This is a genomic window from Nostoc sp. JL34 (genome assembly GCF_017114945.1).
Classification (GTDB): Bacteria; Cyanobacteriota; Cyanobacteriia; order Cyanobacteriales; family Nostocaceae; genus Nostoc.
Genome location: NZ_JABXKQ010000017.1, coordinates 21,892 through 38,907, shown reverse-complemented (window position 1 = coordinate 38,907; position 17,016 = coordinate 21,892). Strand labels below are relative to the sequence as shown.

The window sequence follows — 17,016 nt, the reverse complement described above, 5'->3', positions numbered from 1 at the left end:
ACAGAGTTTGATCTTGCTCACGAGTTAGAAATACTCTTAAACGAGCGCCCATATATAAGTCACCTCATGTCGATGCATTCTCTGTATTTACTTATCTTTACATAGTCTGGTTTTTTTATGCCCACCTACTTACATCGGCAACAGCCACTTGTTGAGGAGTTGTCACTAAAATGACTCCACAAATTGGGCTTTCTTGGATAATTGTAATTTGAGCATCACCTGTACCGGGAGGTAAATCTATCAATAAATAATCTAATTCTCCCCATTCCACATCTTGCAAAAATTGCGTGATAATTTTATGCAATACAGGCCCTCGCCATGCCAACGGACGATTTGCTTCTGCAAGTAAACCCACTGACATTATTTTTATTCCTTGAGCTTCTAGAGGTAAAAACTTATCACCTGTGGGAGTATTAATCACTTGAATATCAGCTTGTCCTAAACCCAACATCTGAGGGACATTGGGGCCATAAACATCAGCATCTAATAATCCTACTTTTGCACCTTGTAATTTTAAAGCTGCGGCGATATTAACGGCTGTTGTGGATTTGCCCACACCACCTTTACCACTAGATATGCCTAGAGTTGTTTTAACACCGGGAATTGTACAAATTTGAATATAAGTTTTTTTACACCAAGATAGAGATGATAATTTAGATTGAATTTCTGGCTGTAATTGGTGCTGATGAGAACCAATATATAAACGTAAGTAAATATAGTCATCAACTATGCGGAGATTTCGCACCATTCCCAAACTAACGATGTCATTTTTTAAGATAGGTTCGATAACCTGTTTGAGGAGTTGGACTACTTCTTGCTGATAGAAATCATCCTTTGATTGCATCATTATTGTCAATTCACTTAACCCAATACGACTTTTTTCTCTGTTTGAATCTTCTGAATTGCCCGTTGCGCTTGGATAGACACCTCTTTGTCAGGGTCATCTAAGGCTTGTTGTAGGGGGTTAATGACATCAGGATGAGCTAAATTACCAAGTGCGATCGCAGCTTCTTTGCGGACATCTGCATATTCATCTGTTAAGGCTTGAATTAATCTCGGCATAACTTGAATATCTGGAATTTTTTGCAAAGCTTGTGCTGCTAATTTCCGCACTTGCCAATGTTCATCATTTAAAGCTACTTCTAATGCTGAGATTGCTTGATTATTTGCATGAATAGCCAGAGATTTAGCTGCATTCCGGCGAACTTGCCAGTCACTATCATTTGTAAGTGCTTGACAAAGTATTGTAATCACTTCTGCATCTTGTAAATGTTCTAAAGTTAAAGCAGCAGCACGACGTACACTTGCTTCCTCATCAAAGATTAAATTTAAAGCTTGCGGACATTTTTCTAGTTGATTGATATATCGCAGTGTAGTAACGGCTGCTTCTCTTAACTCAGGGTTTTTTGATTCTAGAAATGGTAAAATGTCGGGTAAAGATTGAATATCATGTATCTTCCGCAAAAGAACTAAAATATTTAATTGAATATTTACATCATTACTTTGGAGTTTATCTAGTAAAAGTAACAATTTGTCTTGTGTAATTAACTCGCTTAATGCTGATGCCGCTTCAGTGCGAATATCTGTATCTGCTGAACTGAGGCATTCAATTAAAGCAGGGATGGCAACAGGATTAGCAATTTCCCAAAGGGCAGATATTGCTATTTTCTGAACAGTAATATGTTCGTCTTTCAAAGCTATAATTAAAGCGTCGATTGTTTCGTCATCACCGAGATGTTGCAAGGTTTTGACAGCTACTATCCGATCATTTACGTCAGGCGATCGCAACATTTCTAGCCAATGATTGAGGTCATCATTCATTAATTTTTACCACAGATAGTTAACGTAACAAAAAGGGAATTTGCACAGTAATTGCATTGGTTGGACATTCTTTTTCACAAGGCAGACAAAACCAACACTCATCATATTTCATGTAAGCCTTGCCTGTTTCTGGATTTTTTGCCAATACATCCAAGGGACAAACTTCAATACAGGCTGTGCATTTTTCTAGACATTTAGATTCATCAACAATGACAGGAACATCTATTCTCTGATTAATTAAAGCCATAAAATCACTCCCTAATTTTGTAATAAAACTGCTAAACAGTAAACTAAATGGGGTAACCTTGCATTAATTATCTCACGATTGTAGGTTGTTTAGATGCATACGATGTAGTTCATTCAAATATTTAAATCCCAAACAACAGCAAGCAGAGGATAATTGGTAAATGTATTAGTTAATTGCATCCTTTTCACTAAAGCAATTTTTTTGAAAAGTTAATGATTGCTTGATATTGGTATAGCCAATTTTCTCATAAAACACGTGAGCCTCTTTGCGTTTAATATTAGAACGTAACAAAACACTATCACATCCAGCCAGAGAAGCCCACTGTTCAATTTTTTGCATTAAAAAACGTCCAATTCCACTATGACGATAATCTTTATCTACAACTAATCCCAAAATAATCGCTGGAGTTGGAATAACTATTGAGTCACAAATATGAGCGTGCGCCAAAGCTATTACATATTCATCTTCTAGGGTGGCAACATACACAATATGAGTACGCTCTATTTGTTGATTATTCACAGATATTCAAGTTGTTGGCAAAGACTAGCAATTCTTTCTACATCTTTAATCTCAGCTTGTCTAATTTTAATTTTCTCACCTACAGAAACTTTATTTGTCATAATCTAATTTAAAATTACAATTATTTAGTTATCCAGCGTTGCCCGGATAAAACGATAGCCTATATCAATTTCTGTCAACTTGCGAATATCACCATATTTTTTCGTCCATTCCCCACTACTTAAATCTGCTGCAAGTAACTTTACTCCTTGTTTTACTAAATCTTGATTAGCTAATGCAAAAGATGATATTCCTGCACGCACCTCTGCTTGAAGATATAACTCTGGTCGTCTCCAGCCTGCTGCTGCGAATAAATCAGATAAATCGTATGGTAACAAAAAGGGTATAGCTTCAACACGCCTTTTAGTATTACTCTGCTGAATTAAATTAACCTGTTCGTTAAGTGGTAAAAATCGTAACGCATCTTCCCACAAAAATGGAAAATAATCATAAAGCCATATTTTCTGAGCTAATCTAATATCAAAATTTAACAAAATTATTGCCCCATCTCTAATTATTCTGTGCATTTGCTGAAAAGCTTTTTCGAGATGAGAAAAGTGATGAGTTGCCAGGATACTGACAACGCCATCAACCGACTGATCTGGTAGAGGTAAATTTTCTGCATAGCCAGTAAGCCACTTAATTTGCTGATGTTCTACTGCTTGTTTTTGCATAACTACAGAAGGTTCAACAGCATTAACAATAAATCCTTTATTAGCTAGCGCTAGACTGTAACCACCAGTACCAGCGCCGATATCAGCAATAATGCTACCTTTGGGTAAATTGAGTAAATCAATTAATTTGTTAACAATACGGATATCAGGAACGCGAGTTTTTGAGTATTGTTGACCAATTGAATTATATATAGACATATTAGAAAATTCTTCAAAATAATTTACAACAAACCATTTAAAATCTAACTTTAGATGAATAAATATAAAATTGGTTAGTTAAAGAATTTCAGCAAATTTAAGAGTTCACTTATCATAAACTTTGGTTTTGCTTCTTGTGGTAAATTTTTATTTTTTCTGTTGTAATAGCAAAAATCCATTTTGACTTGTCTTGCTCCCGCATAGTCGTGCTTTAGAGAATCTCCAATGTAAATAACTTCTGCTGCTGTTAAATTTAACCTAGATAAAGCATGATGGAATATTTCAGGAGATGGTTTAGCAAAACCAATTTCTTCAGAAACTACAACTTCCTCAAAAAAATGCCCAATTCCCGCAGCTTGCATTCTCGGTAGTTGCGCTGATACAAACCCGTTTGTAATGACAGCCAAACGATAATTGTGTGCGAGAACAGTTAGCACTTCATTTACATCAGGTTCCATTACGCCCGAATGATTAAAAATATGCCAAAAACTTTGACTAAGATTGCTGATTTGATCTGTGTGTATATCTAATTGAGCAAGTGTACTTCGATAAGACATCTTGATTAACTCACTAGGAGAAAAGGTTTCTCGCTGTCTCCAATACTGAGAATTATAAGTTTCAAAGACTTGAAGAAAAATAGTCTCACTGACTCCATTTAAATCTAAAGATACTGCACAATCTTCCAGCGCTCCTAGAATAGCTTGGCGTTCACATAGCTCAAAATTCAATAATGTATTATCCAGATCGAAAATTATTGCCTTATAACCCATTGTTGTTATCTTAGAGGTTGTTTTAAAAATCTAATTTATACTTACCTCGGCGATTGGAAATCGCGGCTACACAGACAAAACCTGCCTCCGCAGGTTAAAAACCCTTGATTTTGATTAGTCCACGGAGGTGGACTTTGTTTGTGTAGTAGCGAATTCTATTCGCCCAGAACATTTAAAACATCCTTTCACTTAACAGCAATATTGTAGACTTCTTTGACTGTATCTACTTCTACGATGTAAGGATCTACAGGACGCTTAAACAATATCATTTGTCCTGATTCATCTTTCTTTAAGTTGACATGACAAAACCACTCATCATCATTCTTTTCGGGGTAATCTAAGCGATAATGATAAAGCCCCCAACGAGTTTCTTGACGATATAATGATGCTCTGGCTGCCATTTCTGCACAGTCGCGAATAAAGTGAACTTCTAGACTACGCATCAATTCATGAGGGTCACGAGCGCCCATTAAATCTAATGTTTCTTGATATTGCACAAAATGTTTTAAACCAATCTCGATTTTATTACCTGATTTTGGTGGTTGCAGATAATCATTAACTAAGCGTCTTAATTTATATTCTACCTGGGTGTGAGGTACACCATTTGGACGAGTTAAAGGTGCATAAATTCTGGCTTTTTCAGCCTCTAAAAAATCTGTATCTGGTTGGATAAAATCTAAATTTTGGATATATTCAATGGCATGAGTTCCGGCTATGCAACCGAAAACAAATGCCCCAATCATGTAATTATGGGGAACGCTGGCCATGTCTCCAGCTGCATATAAACCTGGGATGGTTGTTTGAGCGTTTTCATTCACCCACACACCAGAAGCACTATGACCACTACATAAGCCTATTTCAGAAATGTGCATCTCTACGCCGTGAGTGCGGTAATCTTCATTTCTGCCTTGATGAAAACGTTCTCTACTTGGTCGTTCATTCGCCCACAATATGGATTCAATTTCAGCGATTGTATCTTCATCAAGATGGGTCATTTTGAGTTGGACTGGCCCTTTCCCAGAATTTAATTCTTTCCAGATTTCCAACATCATTTGACCACTCCAATAGTCACAGCTAATGAAGCGATTTCCTTCGGCGTTAGCAGTATGTGCGCCAAAAGGCCCTGCAACGTAGGCACAGGCGGGGCCGTTGTAATCTTTGATTAAAGGATTAACTTGAAAGCATTCAATATTACTAAGTTCTGCACCTGTATGATAAGCCATTGAATAGCCATCTCCGGCATTAGTAGGATTTTCATAAGTGCCGTAGAGATAGCCGGAAGCAGGTAATCCTAATCTGCCACAAGCACCTGTACACAGGATGACTGCTTTAGCTTGAATGACAATATAATCTCCGTTTCTGACATCAAATCCCACCGCACCAATAGCACGTCCTGCTTTGACTAATACACGGGTTGCCATGACGCGATTTGTGACTTTGACTTTGTGGCGTTTAACTTGGCGGGTAAGAATTGTTTTGAGGTCTTTTCCTTCTGGCATGGGTAAGACATATTTACCTACACGATGCACTTGTTTTAAGTCATAGTTGCCTTGGGCATCTTTTTGAAATTTCACACCCCAGCTTTCTAATTCTTGGATGACTTCGTAACCTAATTTGCCTGTTTGATAAACGGCTTTTTGGTTGACAATGCCATCGTTAGCAAGGGTAATTTCGCGGACGTACTGTTCTGGTGTGGAATGACCGGGAATGACTGCGGTATTCACGCCATCCATACCCATTGCGATCGCACCACTCCGTCGGATGTTAGCCTTTTCTAAGATCAGCACCTCTGCATCGGGATTTGCTTGTTTGGCTTTAATTCCAGCCATTGTCCCGGCTGTACCGCCACCAATGACAAGTACATCCGTTTTTATTTGTTGGGTGTTGATGTCCATAAGCTTTTGCTAGTAGGGAGGAACTTCTAAGATTTATTACCGTTCCAAACGATATCTTTGACTTGGATTTGCTAAAGTATGTCTACCGGTAAAACAATTAATCAGAAATGGGAAAGGTAGCCACCATCAACAGCTAAAACCTGTCCGGTGATGTAAGATGCGGCTGGAGAAGCGAAGAACACAACAGCGCCTGTAATTTCTTGTGAAGATCCCCAACGCGCGAGAGAAGTTCGATGTTTCAACCATTCTGTGACTGCTCGATCGGCAACTACATCAGCATTACTCTCAGTTGCAAAAAAGCCTGGAGCGACTGCATTGACTGTAATTCCAAAAGCCCCAAGTTCTGCGGCAAGTGTACGGGTTAGGGCTTCGAGTCCTCCTTTCGCTGTCGTATAAACTGCGTCACCCGCACCTGCAAGTTGTCCTGCAATTGACGTAATATTAATGATTCGACCTTCACCCCTGTGCATCATCAGTTTTGCCGCTTCTCGTGACAAATTGAATGGTGCAATTAAATCAGCATTGATTAACCGACGCACTGCATCCATTTCAAACTCGAACAATCCACGGCGATCGCGTATTCCCACATTATTAACCAGAATATCTAAACAGCCGTGCTTTTCTCGGATCTCAATAAACGCACTTTGAACCGCAACTTCGTCTGTCACATCAAACGGTAATGAAAAACCTAATCCGCCAATTGATTCAATAACTGCAACTGCTTGATTAAGCCTTTCAAAATTTCGCCCATTGACGATGACACGCGCACCAGCTTTGGCAAGTGATTTGGCAATTTCTAGTCCCAAACCTTGTCCTGCTCCAGTTACTAAAGCAACTTTTCTAGCTAATGAAAACTCTGATAACGTCACAAGAATTACTTTTCAGGGTGCTATTGAGCCGATATCTAACCAAAAACTTGCTGCAAAGGCTTGATTCTTAGGAGAGGGATACAACTAAGAATCAAGCCTACTGAAATTAACTTTGATAGGGGCGCGGCAGTTGGCGTAGTTTATGAGCAGTATCGAATTCACTATTGTTTTTTCTGCCATATCCCCAACCCAAGATGCGACGATATTCACCCATGATGCCACTTTCAATTAAATCATCCTCATTGACTGCAACATTGGTGTGAGATTCAGGCGCAACATAGAGTGCATCCGCAGGACAATATGCCTCACACATGAAACAAGTTTGACAGTCTTCTTGTCGGGCGATCGCAGGCGGCTGATTGGGTACAGAGTCAAAAACATTAGTAGGACATACTTGGACGCACAGATTGCAATTGATACAGAGTTTATGGCTGACAAGCTCGATCATGATTCTGCTCCTACTACAACTTTGATACAGAGGGTGTGGTTTGAGTGGTTAGTGCTGGTGGTGTAGCGATGGCATCTTTAATCCAATCACGCCTTACCCAAAGTCTTTCTAAGCCGCCGGTTGCTTGGTAATAACGCTGATTTGGATCGGTTTCGGGATAGTCCATCCGAAGATGTTCGCTGCGTGTTTCCGTGCGATGTAAAGCACTAAAGTATGCCCATCGCGCTACAGCCGTCAGAGCAGCCGCTCGACGAGAAAACTCTACATCGCGCACTGTATCTTGTTTCGGGTTCCCTTGTACTTGCTGCCACAGCGTTTCTAATTTGGCGAGTGAATCCAGAAGTCCCTGCTCAGAACGCAAGTAGTTCTTTTCCAGCGGGAACATCTGGTCTTGTACACCACGCACGATCGCTTCACTATCGAATGTTTCAGAAGATGGTGAAGGCGATGGGCTACGCCCCAACTTAGGCGATCGCAATCCCACTTGACCAGCAGGACGCGCAACCCGTTCATTTGCTTGAGCGCCCAAACTTTTGGCAAAGGTAGCTGCCCCAACTCCAGCCCATTGCCCTGTAGAGATTGCCCAAGCAGCATTGGGGCCACCGCCTCCAGAAGCTAACCCGGCTAAAAACTCCCGCGATGCAGCATCACCTGCGGCGTAGAGTCCAGGAACCTTTGTACCGCAACTATCATCAGTCAAACGGATTCCACCTGTACCACGGACTGTACCTTCTAAAATTAGGGTTACAGGCACTCGTTCTATATAGGGATCAATGCCAGCTTTTTTATAGGGTAGAAAAGAGATGAAATGAGACTTTTCAATCACTGCCTTAACTTCAGGTGTGGCTTTATCCAAACGGGCATAAACGGAGCCTTTCAGGAGGGCATTGGGAAGGAATGATGGATCGCGACGACCATCGACATAGCCACCAAGATCATTACCTGCTTCATCGGTGTAACTAGCCCAGCCAAAGGGAACACCCCGCGTTACTGTGGCATTAAAAGCGGTCGAAATTGCATAGTGATTGGAAGCTTCCATACTAGAGAGTTCGCCACCAGCTTCCACTGCCATCAGCAGCCCATCACCTGTATTGGTATTGCAACCTAATGCTTTACTTAAGAATGCACAACCGCCATTTGCCAAGACTACTGCACCAGCACGAACGGTATAGCTACGATGATGTTGCCTCTGCACACCTGTTGCTCCGGCTACTGAGCCATCTTCAGCCAATAAAAGTTCTAGAGCCGGGCTTTGGTCGAAAATTTGTACACCAACACGCAAGAGGTTTTTGCGAAGTACCCGCATATATTCAGGGCCATAATAACTCTGGCGCACAGATTCCCCATTTTCTTTAGGGAAACGATAGCCCCAACTTTCCACTAGGGGCAAACTGAGCCAAGTTTTTTCGATAACGCGCTCGATCCAACGTGAGTTAGCGAGGTTTTTTCCTATGCGATAACGCTCCGATAAAACTTTGTCCCAATTCTCTGGAGAAGGAGCCATGATGCCGTTACCACTAGCAGCAGCTGCACCGCTTGTACCCAGAAAACCTTTATCAACAATGATGACTTTGACTCCTTGGGATGCGGCTGCCCATGCTGCCCATGCTGCGGCAGGGCCACCACCAATTACCAGCACATCAGCAGATAGTTGTAGTTCATTTTCTGTTAGCAATTCCTTTTCTCCTTTTTGGCAGTCAACATAATTTCTTTGCCACTGTGAGCAGCTTCTACAGGCAAAAATCCACCAGCCTATGTTTTAAGCACCACTTAATTTGTCATCGGTGTCATCTTCGACAATGAGCTACTATCACTCGCGTGTTTTGCTCATCTGCTTTTTTGTCTATAAAATTGCGTTAGCGATCGCTATACCAGAGGTCTTGCTGATTTATCTGACTAAATTATGCAGTAGATATAGTTTGCATAATATATACAAAGAGTGGACGCCAAATTACAGTTAACATGATACTCTAATTATTAGCTTATCAAACATTAAGTATTGCGAGTTAATTTTTGATCCGGTTGGAACTGGTGTACTTGAAACCGAATGGCAGAGGGAAAATAAATTATTTCCTCCTGCCTTTTTTCAGTCAACAACTAAGCAACTTTTTGCAAGTGTTGCACGCGAGGCATAACTTCTTGTGCAAAATGTGTCATCTCTCGGACAAAGGGATTAAATTGCAGCATGAAAGTGTCGATACCTGCATCAACGAAAGCTGCAACGCGAGTTGCAACTGTGTCATAGCTGCCAACCAATCCTGCGGCGGTGCCACCATTGCCGCCAACAGCCGGATTTTTGGCGAAGAGTTTGAACATGGCGGCTTCTGTGTCAACTCCTTTAGCAACACTTAACTTATATTTTTCTTCCAACTTTTGCAGTTCCATGAGTCGTTCTAGTTCTCCTTGCGCTTCTTCGTCTGTAGTCCGGGCAATGACAAAGGCAGACAGACCAAAGCGGACTGGTTGGGGTAGGAAACGTGGTCGGTTCAAAACTTGTTTAATTACTTGGCGGACATCTTCAATCGGCTGACCGTTGATGAAGTAAACATCGGCTTGTTGGGCTGCTAAAATCTGGGCTGGGTCTGATGCTCCTCCCAAGTAAATACGAGGATAGGGTTGAGCAACAGAGAAGGGTCGAAGGCTCAAATCTTGAATTTTGAAATATTCACCCTCAAAGTTCACCCTCTCACCGCTCCACAAATCTCTAACAACCTGCAACCATTCACCAGAATAGCGATAACGTTCATCATGGGGAGGGAAGGGGATATTAGTACGCTCCATTTCTGGGCGAAACCAAGCACTAATTAGGTTTATGGCAAAACGTCCACCACTTATTGCATCAATTCCCAAGGCCATCTTGGCTAGAACGGCTGGATGAAATAATAAAGGTTTAATCGCGGCGATAATTTCTATACTTTCTGTAGCTTCAGCCAACGCCGCACAAGCTGTCCAAGTTTCCAACTGTTCTAAATCTAGACTACGGGGATTGGCAAGGTGCTGTGCGACTAAGGTTGTGACATATCCTAAACGTTCTGCTTCTAATACTAGCGATCGCGTGCGTTCATAGCTAGCATCAATCGGTTCATCTGGCGCATTCAGAGGGCCAAAGTTACCTCCAACAGGGGTCCAAATACCGTAGCGTGGTTCTGACATTCTTGCCTCCAAATTAAATGGGGACTGAGGAGATACAGAATCTACATACCCCCTTGTTTTTTATCTTTATCTATGCAAATCTCATAGTATTATACGGTAAATCTACCGATTTATCGTATTATTCTCGATGTAAAAATAAAGTTTTAGTGCCGACTACAAAGGTTCTAGAAAGCTATGTCTGAACCACGCTATGGGATTTGGGTTCCCGTTTATGGCAACTGCGGCGTGATGAACCATCCTCTTGAACCTCGTGATGCTAGTTACTCACGAGCCAAGAATTTAATCCAGTTGGCTGAAAGGTGCGGATTTACCACAACTTTAATAGCGCAACATATCATCAATCCCAGGAACCAAGAACTTGACCAGCTAGAAACTTGGACAGCAGCAGCAGCACTGGCAGAAGCAACAAACTCAATCGAGATTATTGCAGCTGTTAAGCCATTACTGTTTCATCCCGCCGTTTTAGCAAAGATGGCTTTAGGTATTGATGCTATAAGTCATGGACGTTTTGCGATTAACTTAGTAAGTGCCTGGTTCAAGCCAGAAATGGAAAAACCGGGGATAAATTTCCTTACCCACGATGAGCGTTATCGCTATTCGGATGAATGGATTCGAGTCGTAAAAACTTTGTGGAGTGGGAAGAAAGTCAACTTCCACGGTGAATATTTTCAGATCAACGATTTGAAGCTCAATCCTCCACCCATAGCCAAACCACATCCGCGTGTATATGTAGGGGGAGAGTCAGAACCAGCCCAAGAACTAGCTGCAAAAGAAGCGCATACATTTTTCCTCAATGGTCGTCCCATTGAAGTCATCCGGGAAACCATTGCGGCTGTTGCTCAAAAAACTAAGTTTCGCTCTCAACCTCTGGGCTTCGCCATGTCAGCTTTTGTCATTGCTCGACCAACAGACGAAGAGGCGGAAGCGGAATATCAAAACCTCAGAGCAATGATACTAGCACAAGACGATCGCTCAGAACTACTCAAAGGAGTAGATTCTGAAGTAGTTATGTTTAAAAACATGGCTAAGTACCCTGGTGTGGGGAGCAATGGCGGTACAGCAGCAGGATTGGTTGGTAGTTATGAAACTGTAGCCCATCGGATTGCTGAATTTACCAAAGCAGGAATTGATACTTTCATGCTGCAATTCCAGCCTTTTGCCACAGAAATGGAGCGTTTTGCTACGGAAATCATCCCAAGAGTGCGATCGTTAACGGTAGATGCCAATTTGAAAATAGGGGCTAGTACCGCAAGGCGGAATTAAAAATTAAAAATTAAAAATGAATACAGCATAAGGGTTTCGTTGATTTGGAATGATTAGTTTATTTCCGCCGTGTTGTACTAGAGGCTAAGGATTTTAGATTTTGGATTAAATTGTTCTCTACTCTCCACTACCCAAAGGAAACTTTATGACAGCGATACTTACTCGTCCAGCTTGGACTACTGATTTAGAACTGGAAATTTTTGACAAACTACTTGATAAGTACGCCCCTCACATTCCGAAGAAGCGATGCCTGCGGCGGGCTACGCCTACGCAAGAACCTAGACCGCCGGAAACTGATGAGGAAAAAGAGAATTTTTACCGCTTCCGTATTGCTGGTGCAGCCCATGACCTGTTTATTGTGCAAGTCTGCGCTAAGATAATTGACTCCTTTGCCGACCCAGAATTACAGCTATTTTTGAGTAGACAAATCGGTGATGATGGCGCACACGCTCAAAATACTCGTTTAAGAGCGCAAGCTATATCAGGACGTGATCCAATTGAGGATATCCAAAAGCAGGTGCAGAAGCATTGGGATTATATGGGTGATTTACCCATTCGTAATTGGCAAGGCTTTTTAGCATTTGAGTTGCATTACGAACTTCATATTGTGGCTTTGTTATTCATCAATAGCCGTACCAGCAAAATTAATGACCCAGACTCAGCTAAATTTTCGGCAGAAAGAATCCTGCCAGATGAAGCTGTTCACCGCCTGGGAGTTGTGGATTGGTGGCAACGTAAATTTGATCAAGCTTCATCCGCAGAGAAAGAGGATTTAATTGCACAAGTCATAGAAGCAGATGAAGAAGGTCAACGCCGACGCAATCCTTACCTTCGGGATCATTGGCAGTTGAGTCAAAAAGCTATTGGTATTGAAATTGATGATTTGCCAGTAATTTATGATGCTTGGCGACAAGAGGTTCTTTCTTATTTCTTGGATATCCCTATATCTAGACTGCCCAAGCTTGTGAGTGTCAATGATTGATGATAAAAAACCGCCCTTTGAGCTTTAATTTAAAACTTATCACCGAACTGACTGTGGATGAGGAAGAAGCATTGCGTGTTCTCAGAGCGGCGGTTTACCCATCAGAGGTCATTGCTCATCGCCCAGGACGGCACATTAAATGGTCTTTACCACAATGGAGATTACTTGTAGAGGATGGCAGTGGATGGCTTGTTTCGCACATCGGGATTGTTACCCGCGAGGTAACGCTAGATGATGTATCAATCCGCATTGGCGGTATTGGTGGAGTCATGACAAGCCCAGAAGCACAGGGTCAAGGCTTTGCAACTGCTGCCCTTCGGCACGCAGAGACCTTCTTAGATAAGTGTGGTTTAACTTTTGCATTGCTCGTATGTCGTCAGGATTTAGTACCCTTTTATACTCGTTTGGGATGGCAATCTTTCAATGGCATTCTTTTGGTTGAGCAGCCAGGTGGCACAGTCCCTTTTACGGTCAACGAGCCGATGGTATTGCCTGTGAATGACAAAGCTCCCAAAAAAGGAACGATTAACCTCTGCGGTTTACCGTGGTAAACATTGATTTTTCGTATTTTCTCAGATTTTAAATGTTACTAATTCATGGATTATTAGTAACATCTATGGTTGTGATAATAATTCCATGATTAATAATAGCTATAGCGTTTACCGACATAGCGCAGTACACCCGTAGGGGCACGGCACTGCCGTGCCCCTACAACTCGCGATATAATTTTGTACCGCATCTGAATGGAAACCGCTATAACAAGTCTAGCTGTTATTAACTATGGAATTATTTAATAACTAATGATTGATGTAAAAATTTTTCATTTTTCGTCGTCAAGAACACTATCTTTTTAAGATTTAATGGATAAAATATTTTATCTAATGTAATGAGAGTAATGTTAAAAAAATTAGATTTTAAATTTGAGCTATAAGTTTATTTTTTTAGATATAACCTCGATTTTAAACTTGGGCAAAAAATGCTAATAGGCAAAGGAAAAATATGGTTACTCGATTGATAAATCAGTTTTTAGACTTTATCAAGAAAAGAAGCTTATTTCAACATCACGATATTAAAACTCTTATTCTATTCTTTGTTATTGGTATAGGTTTAAATTTAGCGATCGCTTCTTGTACTCCTAGTAATTCAGCCAATGCACCTGCACAACAAGCCCAAGTACCTAAGCTAACAGTGCTGAAAATGGGACATCAAAAAGGAATGGCATTGCTAAATATTATCAAAGCGCAAGGAAGTTTAGAAAAGCGCTTACAACCCTTGGGTATTTCTGTCACCTGGAATGAATTCTCCTCTACAGCACCTCTATTGGATGGGATGGGTGCAGGTGCGATTGTTTTTGGTGGTGGTGGCGGTACAGGAAGCGTCTTTGCTCAAGCAGGAGATAAATCATTTGTCAGAGTTGCAGCGGGTACAGGTAGTACTAGAGGTTCAGCTATTTTAGTCCAAGAAAATTCACCGATTAAAACTCTTTCTGATTTAAAAGGTAAGAAAGTTGCTTTTGCAAAAGGTTCTGGTCAGCACTATATTATTGTGCGTGCTTTAGAGAAAGTGGGTTTGAAATTTAGTGATATTAAACCTCTCTATCTGACACCAGCCGAAGCTTTACCAGCCTTTGAGCGTGGTGATATTGATGCGTGGTTAATTTGGGACCCTTATACTGCTGAAGCTGAACGTAAACTTCGCACTCGTCTATTGGCAGATAATAGCACTGTATTTGGAGACAAAGCTCCACTAGAAAGCCCAAGCTTTTATTATGCTGCTCCAGATTTTGTGCGTGACCATCTAGATATTCTTAAGACAATTTTACAAGAGCTAGAAAAGGCTGGTTCTTGGTCTAGAGAAAACTATCAAGATTCAGCTAAACTCCTTTCTAAGCTGTACAAAATTGATCTAAAAACAATGGAAATTGTAGAAGAACGTGGTGGTCAACGTCAGGTATTACCTGTAACAGATGAGGTTTTGAGTGGATTGCAACGCATGGCAGATACCTTCTATGAACTCAAAATTATTCCTAAGAAAATTGATGTCAAAGATAAGAATTACAACTGGTTTACTGAGCAGAAATGGTAATCTAATTCGTAGTTTGTAATTCTTAATTCGTAATTAATAATATATGAATTTTTGTTCACGTTTGTTTGATTAGAGTAGGCGATCGCATGAAATTTACCATCAATACTAACCGTCGATTCTTTTTAATAGCCTTTACATCATTTGCGGCTTCTACAGTATTTTCTAGCTGTAGTTCGCCTCAAAATAATTCTGCTGCTAATACAACTGTAAATTCATCAGCCGCCCCAGTTGCCGATAAATCTACAACTGGAGCTAAAGACAAAATCAAAGTTGGTGTAACACCAGTTCCAGCCGGAGAAATTTTAGAGTTTGTCAAAAAGAATTTAGCAACTGAAGCTGGGTTAGATATCGAAATAGTTACTTTTAATGACTTTGTGCAGAATAATACTGCCTTAAAAGATGGGGTAATTGATGCCAATTATTTCCAACATATTCCTTTTATGGAGGACTATAGCAAGAAACATAATTTCGAGATGTATGCCTTTACTCCCCAAATTCATTTGAATCCAGTAGGAATTTTTTCTAAAAAATATAAGTCTATTAAGGATGTGCCAAATAAAGCCCTCGTCAGCATTCCTGATGATGTTAGCAATGCCCATCGCGCTTTAAAAGTGTTGGAAGAATCAGGCTTAATCAAACTCAAGCCAAATGTCCATCCTGCAAGTCCTAAAGATATTATTGCAAATCCTAAGAACATCCAAATTAAAGAGATACCAGGAGCGCAAGCAATTCCTACTCTTCCTGATGTTGACTTAGCAGGAGTTACAGGTAATTGGATTGTGCAAGCCGGATTGAAAACCGATAAAGATGCTTTAGCATTGGAGTCAGCTAACGACCCAATTTATGCTGTTACTATCACAACATTAAAAGGCAAAGAAACCGATCCCAGAATTCAAAAACTGTATAAGTTGTTGCGTGACGATAAAGTTAAGCAATTTATTAAAGATAAATATCAAGGGGCAGTACTTCCCATTCCTTAAGTAAAATCTTCTTTTTTTGATGCTAAGAGACTTTTATTATGGAGAAACTTTCAGATGATCGGATTTACTGATGTCCGCAAAATTTATAACCAAAGCAGCCAGAAAGTTGTAGCTTTAGATGGAGTAAGTCTTCTCGTCAAACCAGGAGAAATTTTTGGTGTTTTAGGTCAAAGTGGTGCAGGTAAGAGTACTTTAATTCGTTGTGTTAATCAGTTAGAAAAACCGACATCGGGTTCGGTTGTAGTTGACGGACAGGAGATGACAAAACTTTCTGGAGATAAATTACGTCAAGCTCGTCAACATATTGGCATGATTTTTCAACACTTTAATTTACTAAGTTGCAGAACTGTTGTGGAAAACATTGCTTTTCCTCTGGAAGTGATGGGTTACAGTAGACTGAAACGCCGGGTCAAAGTGGAAGAATTGATTTCACTTGTTGGGTTGACAGGTAAGGCTGATGCTTATCCAGCACAACTTTCTGGTGGTCAAAAGCAACGAGTAGGTATTGCTAGGGCTTTGGCTGGAGAACCAAAAGTTTTACTTTCTGATGAAGCGACATCAGCACTTGATCCGCAAACTACGAGGTCAATTTTAGATTTATTGCGCGACTTGAACAAGCGCATGGGTTTGACAATTTTACTGATTACCCATGAAATGGCTGTAGTCAAGCAAATCTGCGATAGTGTCGCTGTACTCAATGCTGGCAAGATTGTGGAAAAGGGATATGTTAGCGATTTAATTGCCAAGCCAGAATCATTTCTTTCACAGGAATTTTTTCCCCATCGCAATGGTTATAAACCAAAGCCTGGTGCAGTTATTGCCACGATCGCCTTTGCCGGAGAACAAGCCAGCCAACCGATTTTTGCCACCCTAGCCCGTAATTTTGATGTGGATGTCAATATCCTCAGTGGGAGTGTTGAAACAGTAGGCGATCGCCGAGTTGGTCAATTTCACATTGAATTAGAAGGTCAAAAGGTAACTCAAGCTTTGAAATATTTACACGAAGCAGAATTTGAAGTACAGGTGCATTGAATTGGGTAGGGATTGGGAGAAAAATCAAAATTAAATTTGAC

Annotated in this window: 17 protein-coding genes; 6 read left to right on the top strand and 11 right to left on the bottom strand. The window is 40.7% G+C overall.

Going from position 1 to position 17,016, the window contains the following annotated elements; genetic code table 11:
* Positions 1–115: 115 nt before the first annotated feature.
* From HWQ44_RS02800 to HWQ44_RS02750, 11 genes are all read right to left on the bottom strand, one after another.
* Complete coding sequence (locus tag HWQ44_RS02800) at positions 116–847, bottom strand: P-loop NTPase (RefSeq protein WP_292714463.1); 732 nt, start codon at positions 845–847, stop codon at positions 116–118.
* 14 nt (positions 848–861) lie between these two features.
* The gene (locus tag HWQ44_RS02795) at positions 862–1,821 is read right to left on the bottom strand and encodes a HEAT repeat domain-containing protein (RefSeq protein WP_292714460.1); all 960 of its coding nucleotides are present in this window, start codon (positions 1,819–1,821) and stop codon (positions 862–864) included.
* Positions 1,822–1,840: 19 nt separating this feature from the next.
* Positions 1,841–2,068, bottom strand: coding sequence for a ferredoxin family protein (locus HWQ44_RS02790; protein ID WP_012408944.1), 228 nt, complete (start codon positions 2,066–2,068; stop codon positions 1,841–1,843).
* 165 nt (positions 2,069–2,233) lie between these two features.
* The gene (locus HWQ44_RS02785; protein ID WP_292714446.1) at positions 2,234–2,587 is read right to left on the bottom strand and encodes a GNAT family N-acetyltransferase; all 354 of its coding nucleotides are present in this window, start codon (positions 2,585–2,587) and stop codon (positions 2,234–2,236) included.
* Positions 2,588–2,712: 125 nt separating this feature from the next.
* Positions 2,713–3,498, bottom strand: a complete 786-nt coding sequence (locus tag HWQ44_RS02780) for a class I SAM-dependent methyltransferase (RefSeq protein WP_292714443.1) — start codon at positions 3,496–3,498, stop codon at positions 2,713–2,715.
* A 74-nt stretch (positions 3,499–3,572) separates the two neighbouring features.
* Positions 3,573–4,268 carry an HAD-IA family hydrolase gene (locus HWQ44_RS02775; RefSeq protein WP_292714441.1) on the bottom strand — a complete coding sequence of 232 codons (696 nt, stop codon included), beginning with the start codon at positions 4,266–4,268 and terminating at the stop codon, positions 3,573–3,575.
* A gap of 185 nt (positions 4,269–4,453) precedes the next feature.
* The gene (locus HWQ44_RS02770) at positions 4,454–6,163 is read right to left on the bottom strand and encodes a fumarate reductase/succinate dehydrogenase flavoprotein subunit (RefSeq protein ID WP_292714438.1); all 1,710 of its coding nucleotides are present in this window, start codon (positions 6,161–6,163) and stop codon (positions 4,454–4,456) included.
* A gap of 101 nt (positions 6,164–6,264) precedes the next feature.
* Complete coding sequence (locus tag HWQ44_RS02765; RefSeq protein ID WP_292714435.1) at positions 6,265–7,032, bottom strand: SDR family oxidoreductase; 768 nt, start codon at positions 7,030–7,032, stop codon at positions 6,265–6,267.
* Positions 7,033–7,138: 106 nt separating this feature from the next.
* On the bottom strand, positions 7,139–7,480 hold the full coding sequence (locus HWQ44_RS02760) for a 4Fe-4S binding protein (protein WP_292714432.1): 342 nt from the start codon (positions 7,478–7,480) through the stop codon (positions 7,139–7,141).
* A 13-nt stretch (positions 7,481–7,493) separates the two neighbouring features.
* Positions 7,494–9,155 carry an FAD-binding protein gene (locus tag HWQ44_RS02755; protein WP_292714429.1) on the bottom strand — a complete coding sequence of 554 codons (1,662 nt, stop codon included), beginning with the start codon at positions 9,153–9,155 and terminating at the stop codon, positions 7,494–7,496.
* Between the two features lie 422 nt (positions 9,156–9,577).
* Positions 9,578–10,633 carry an LLM class flavin-dependent oxidoreductase gene (locus tag HWQ44_RS02750; RefSeq protein ID WP_292714426.1) on the bottom strand — a complete coding sequence of 352 codons (1,056 nt, stop codon included), beginning with the start codon at positions 10,631–10,633 and terminating at the stop codon, positions 9,578–9,580.
* Between the two features lie 174 nt (positions 10,634–10,807).
* Between HWQ44_RS02750 and HWQ44_RS02745 the strand changes: the two genes are divergently transcribed.
* The 6 genes from HWQ44_RS02745 to HWQ44_RS02720 all read left to right on the top strand — a co-directional run bounded on the left by HWQ44_RS02745 (position 10,808) and on the right by HWQ44_RS02720 (position 16,975).
* Positions 10,808–11,896: an LLM class flavin-dependent oxidoreductase gene (locus HWQ44_RS02745; protein WP_292714423.1), complete on the top strand. Its 1,089-nt coding sequence runs from the start codon at positions 10,808–10,810 to the stop codon at positions 11,894–11,896.
* Between the two features lie 145 nt (positions 11,897–12,041).
* On the top strand, positions 12,042–12,878 hold the full coding sequence (locus tag HWQ44_RS02740; RefSeq protein ID WP_292714420.1) for a hypothetical protein: 837 nt from the start codon (positions 12,042–12,044) through the stop codon (positions 12,876–12,878).
* Positions 12,878–13,429 (top strand): GNAT family N-acetyltransferase, encoded by a 552-nt coding sequence (locus HWQ44_RS02735; RefSeq protein WP_292714417.1) that lies wholly within the window; start codon positions 12,878–12,880, stop codon positions 13,427–13,429. The genes HWQ44_RS02740 and HWQ44_RS02735 overlap by 1 nt, the downstream gene beginning before the upstream one ends.
* 448 nt (positions 13,430–13,877) lie before the next feature.
* Complete coding sequence (locus HWQ44_RS02730; protein ID WP_292714414.1) at positions 13,878–14,963, top strand: aliphatic sulfonate ABC transporter substrate-binding protein; 1,086 nt, start codon at positions 13,878–13,880, stop codon at positions 14,961–14,963.
* An 86-nt stretch (positions 14,964–15,049) separates the two neighbouring features.
* Positions 15,050–15,943, top strand: coding sequence for a MetQ/NlpA family ABC transporter substrate-binding protein (locus HWQ44_RS02725; RefSeq protein WP_292714411.1), 894 nt, complete (start codon positions 15,050–15,052; stop codon positions 15,941–15,943).
* Between the two features lie 54 nt (positions 15,944–15,997).
* On the top strand, positions 15,998–16,975 hold the full coding sequence (locus tag HWQ44_RS02720) for an ATP-binding cassette domain-containing protein (protein ID WP_292714408.1): 978 nt from the start codon (positions 15,998–16,000) through the stop codon (positions 16,973–16,975).
* The last annotated feature ends 41 nt before the right edge of the window (positions 16,976–17,016 follow it).

Bases quoted from the DNA above. Each gene is read 5' to 3' on its own strand.
- HWQ44_RS02800 (WP_292714463.1), bottom strand. From the start codon at position 847: ATGATGCAATCAAAGGATGATTTCTATCAGCAAGAAGTAGTCCAACTC.
- HWQ44_RS02795 (WP_292714460.1), bottom strand. From the start codon at position 1,821: ATGAATGATGACCTCAATCATTGGCTAGAAATGTTGCGATCGCCTGAC.
- HWQ44_RS02790 (WP_012408944.1), bottom strand. From the start codon at position 2,068: ATGGCTTTAATTAATCAGAGAATAGATGTTCCTGTCATTGTTGATGAA.
- HWQ44_RS02780 (WP_292714443.1), bottom strand. From the start codon at position 3,498: ATGTCTATATATAATTCAATTGGTCAACAATACTCAAAAACTCGCGTT.
- HWQ44_RS02775 (WP_292714441.1), bottom strand. From the start codon at position 4,268: ATGGGTTATAAGGCAATAATTTTCGATCTGGATAATACATTATTGAAT.
- HWQ44_RS02770 (WP_292714438.1), bottom strand. From the start codon at position 6,163: ATGGACATCAACACCCAACAAATAAAAACGGATGTACTTGTCATTGGT.
- HWQ44_RS02760 (WP_292714432.1), bottom strand. From the start codon at position 7,480: ATGATCGAGCTTGTCAGCCATAAACTCTGTATCAATTGCAATCTGTGC.
- HWQ44_RS02750 (WP_292714426.1), bottom strand. From the start codon at position 10,633: ATGTCAGAACCACGCTACGGTATTTGGACCCCTGTTGGAGGTAACTTT.
- HWQ44_RS02745 (WP_292714423.1), top strand. From the start codon at position 10,808: ATGTCTGAACCACGCTATGGGATTTGGGTTCCCGTTTATGGCAACTGC.
- HWQ44_RS02740 (WP_292714420.1), top strand. From the start codon at position 12,042: ATGACAGCGATACTTACTCGTCCAGCTTGGACTACTGATTTAGAACTG.
- HWQ44_RS02735 (WP_292714417.1), top strand. From the start codon at position 12,878: ATGATAAAAAACCGCCCTTTGAGCTTTAATTTAAAACTTATCACCGAA.
- HWQ44_RS02730 (WP_292714414.1), top strand. From the start codon at position 13,878: ATGGTTACTCGATTGATAAATCAGTTTTTAGACTTTATCAAGAAAAGA.
- HWQ44_RS02725 (WP_292714411.1), top strand. From the start codon at position 15,050: ATGAAATTTACCATCAATACTAACCGTCGATTCTTTTTAATAGCCTTT.
- HWQ44_RS02720 (WP_292714408.1), top strand. From the start codon at position 15,998: ATGATCGGATTTACTGATGTCCGCAAAATTTATAACCAAAGCAGCCAG.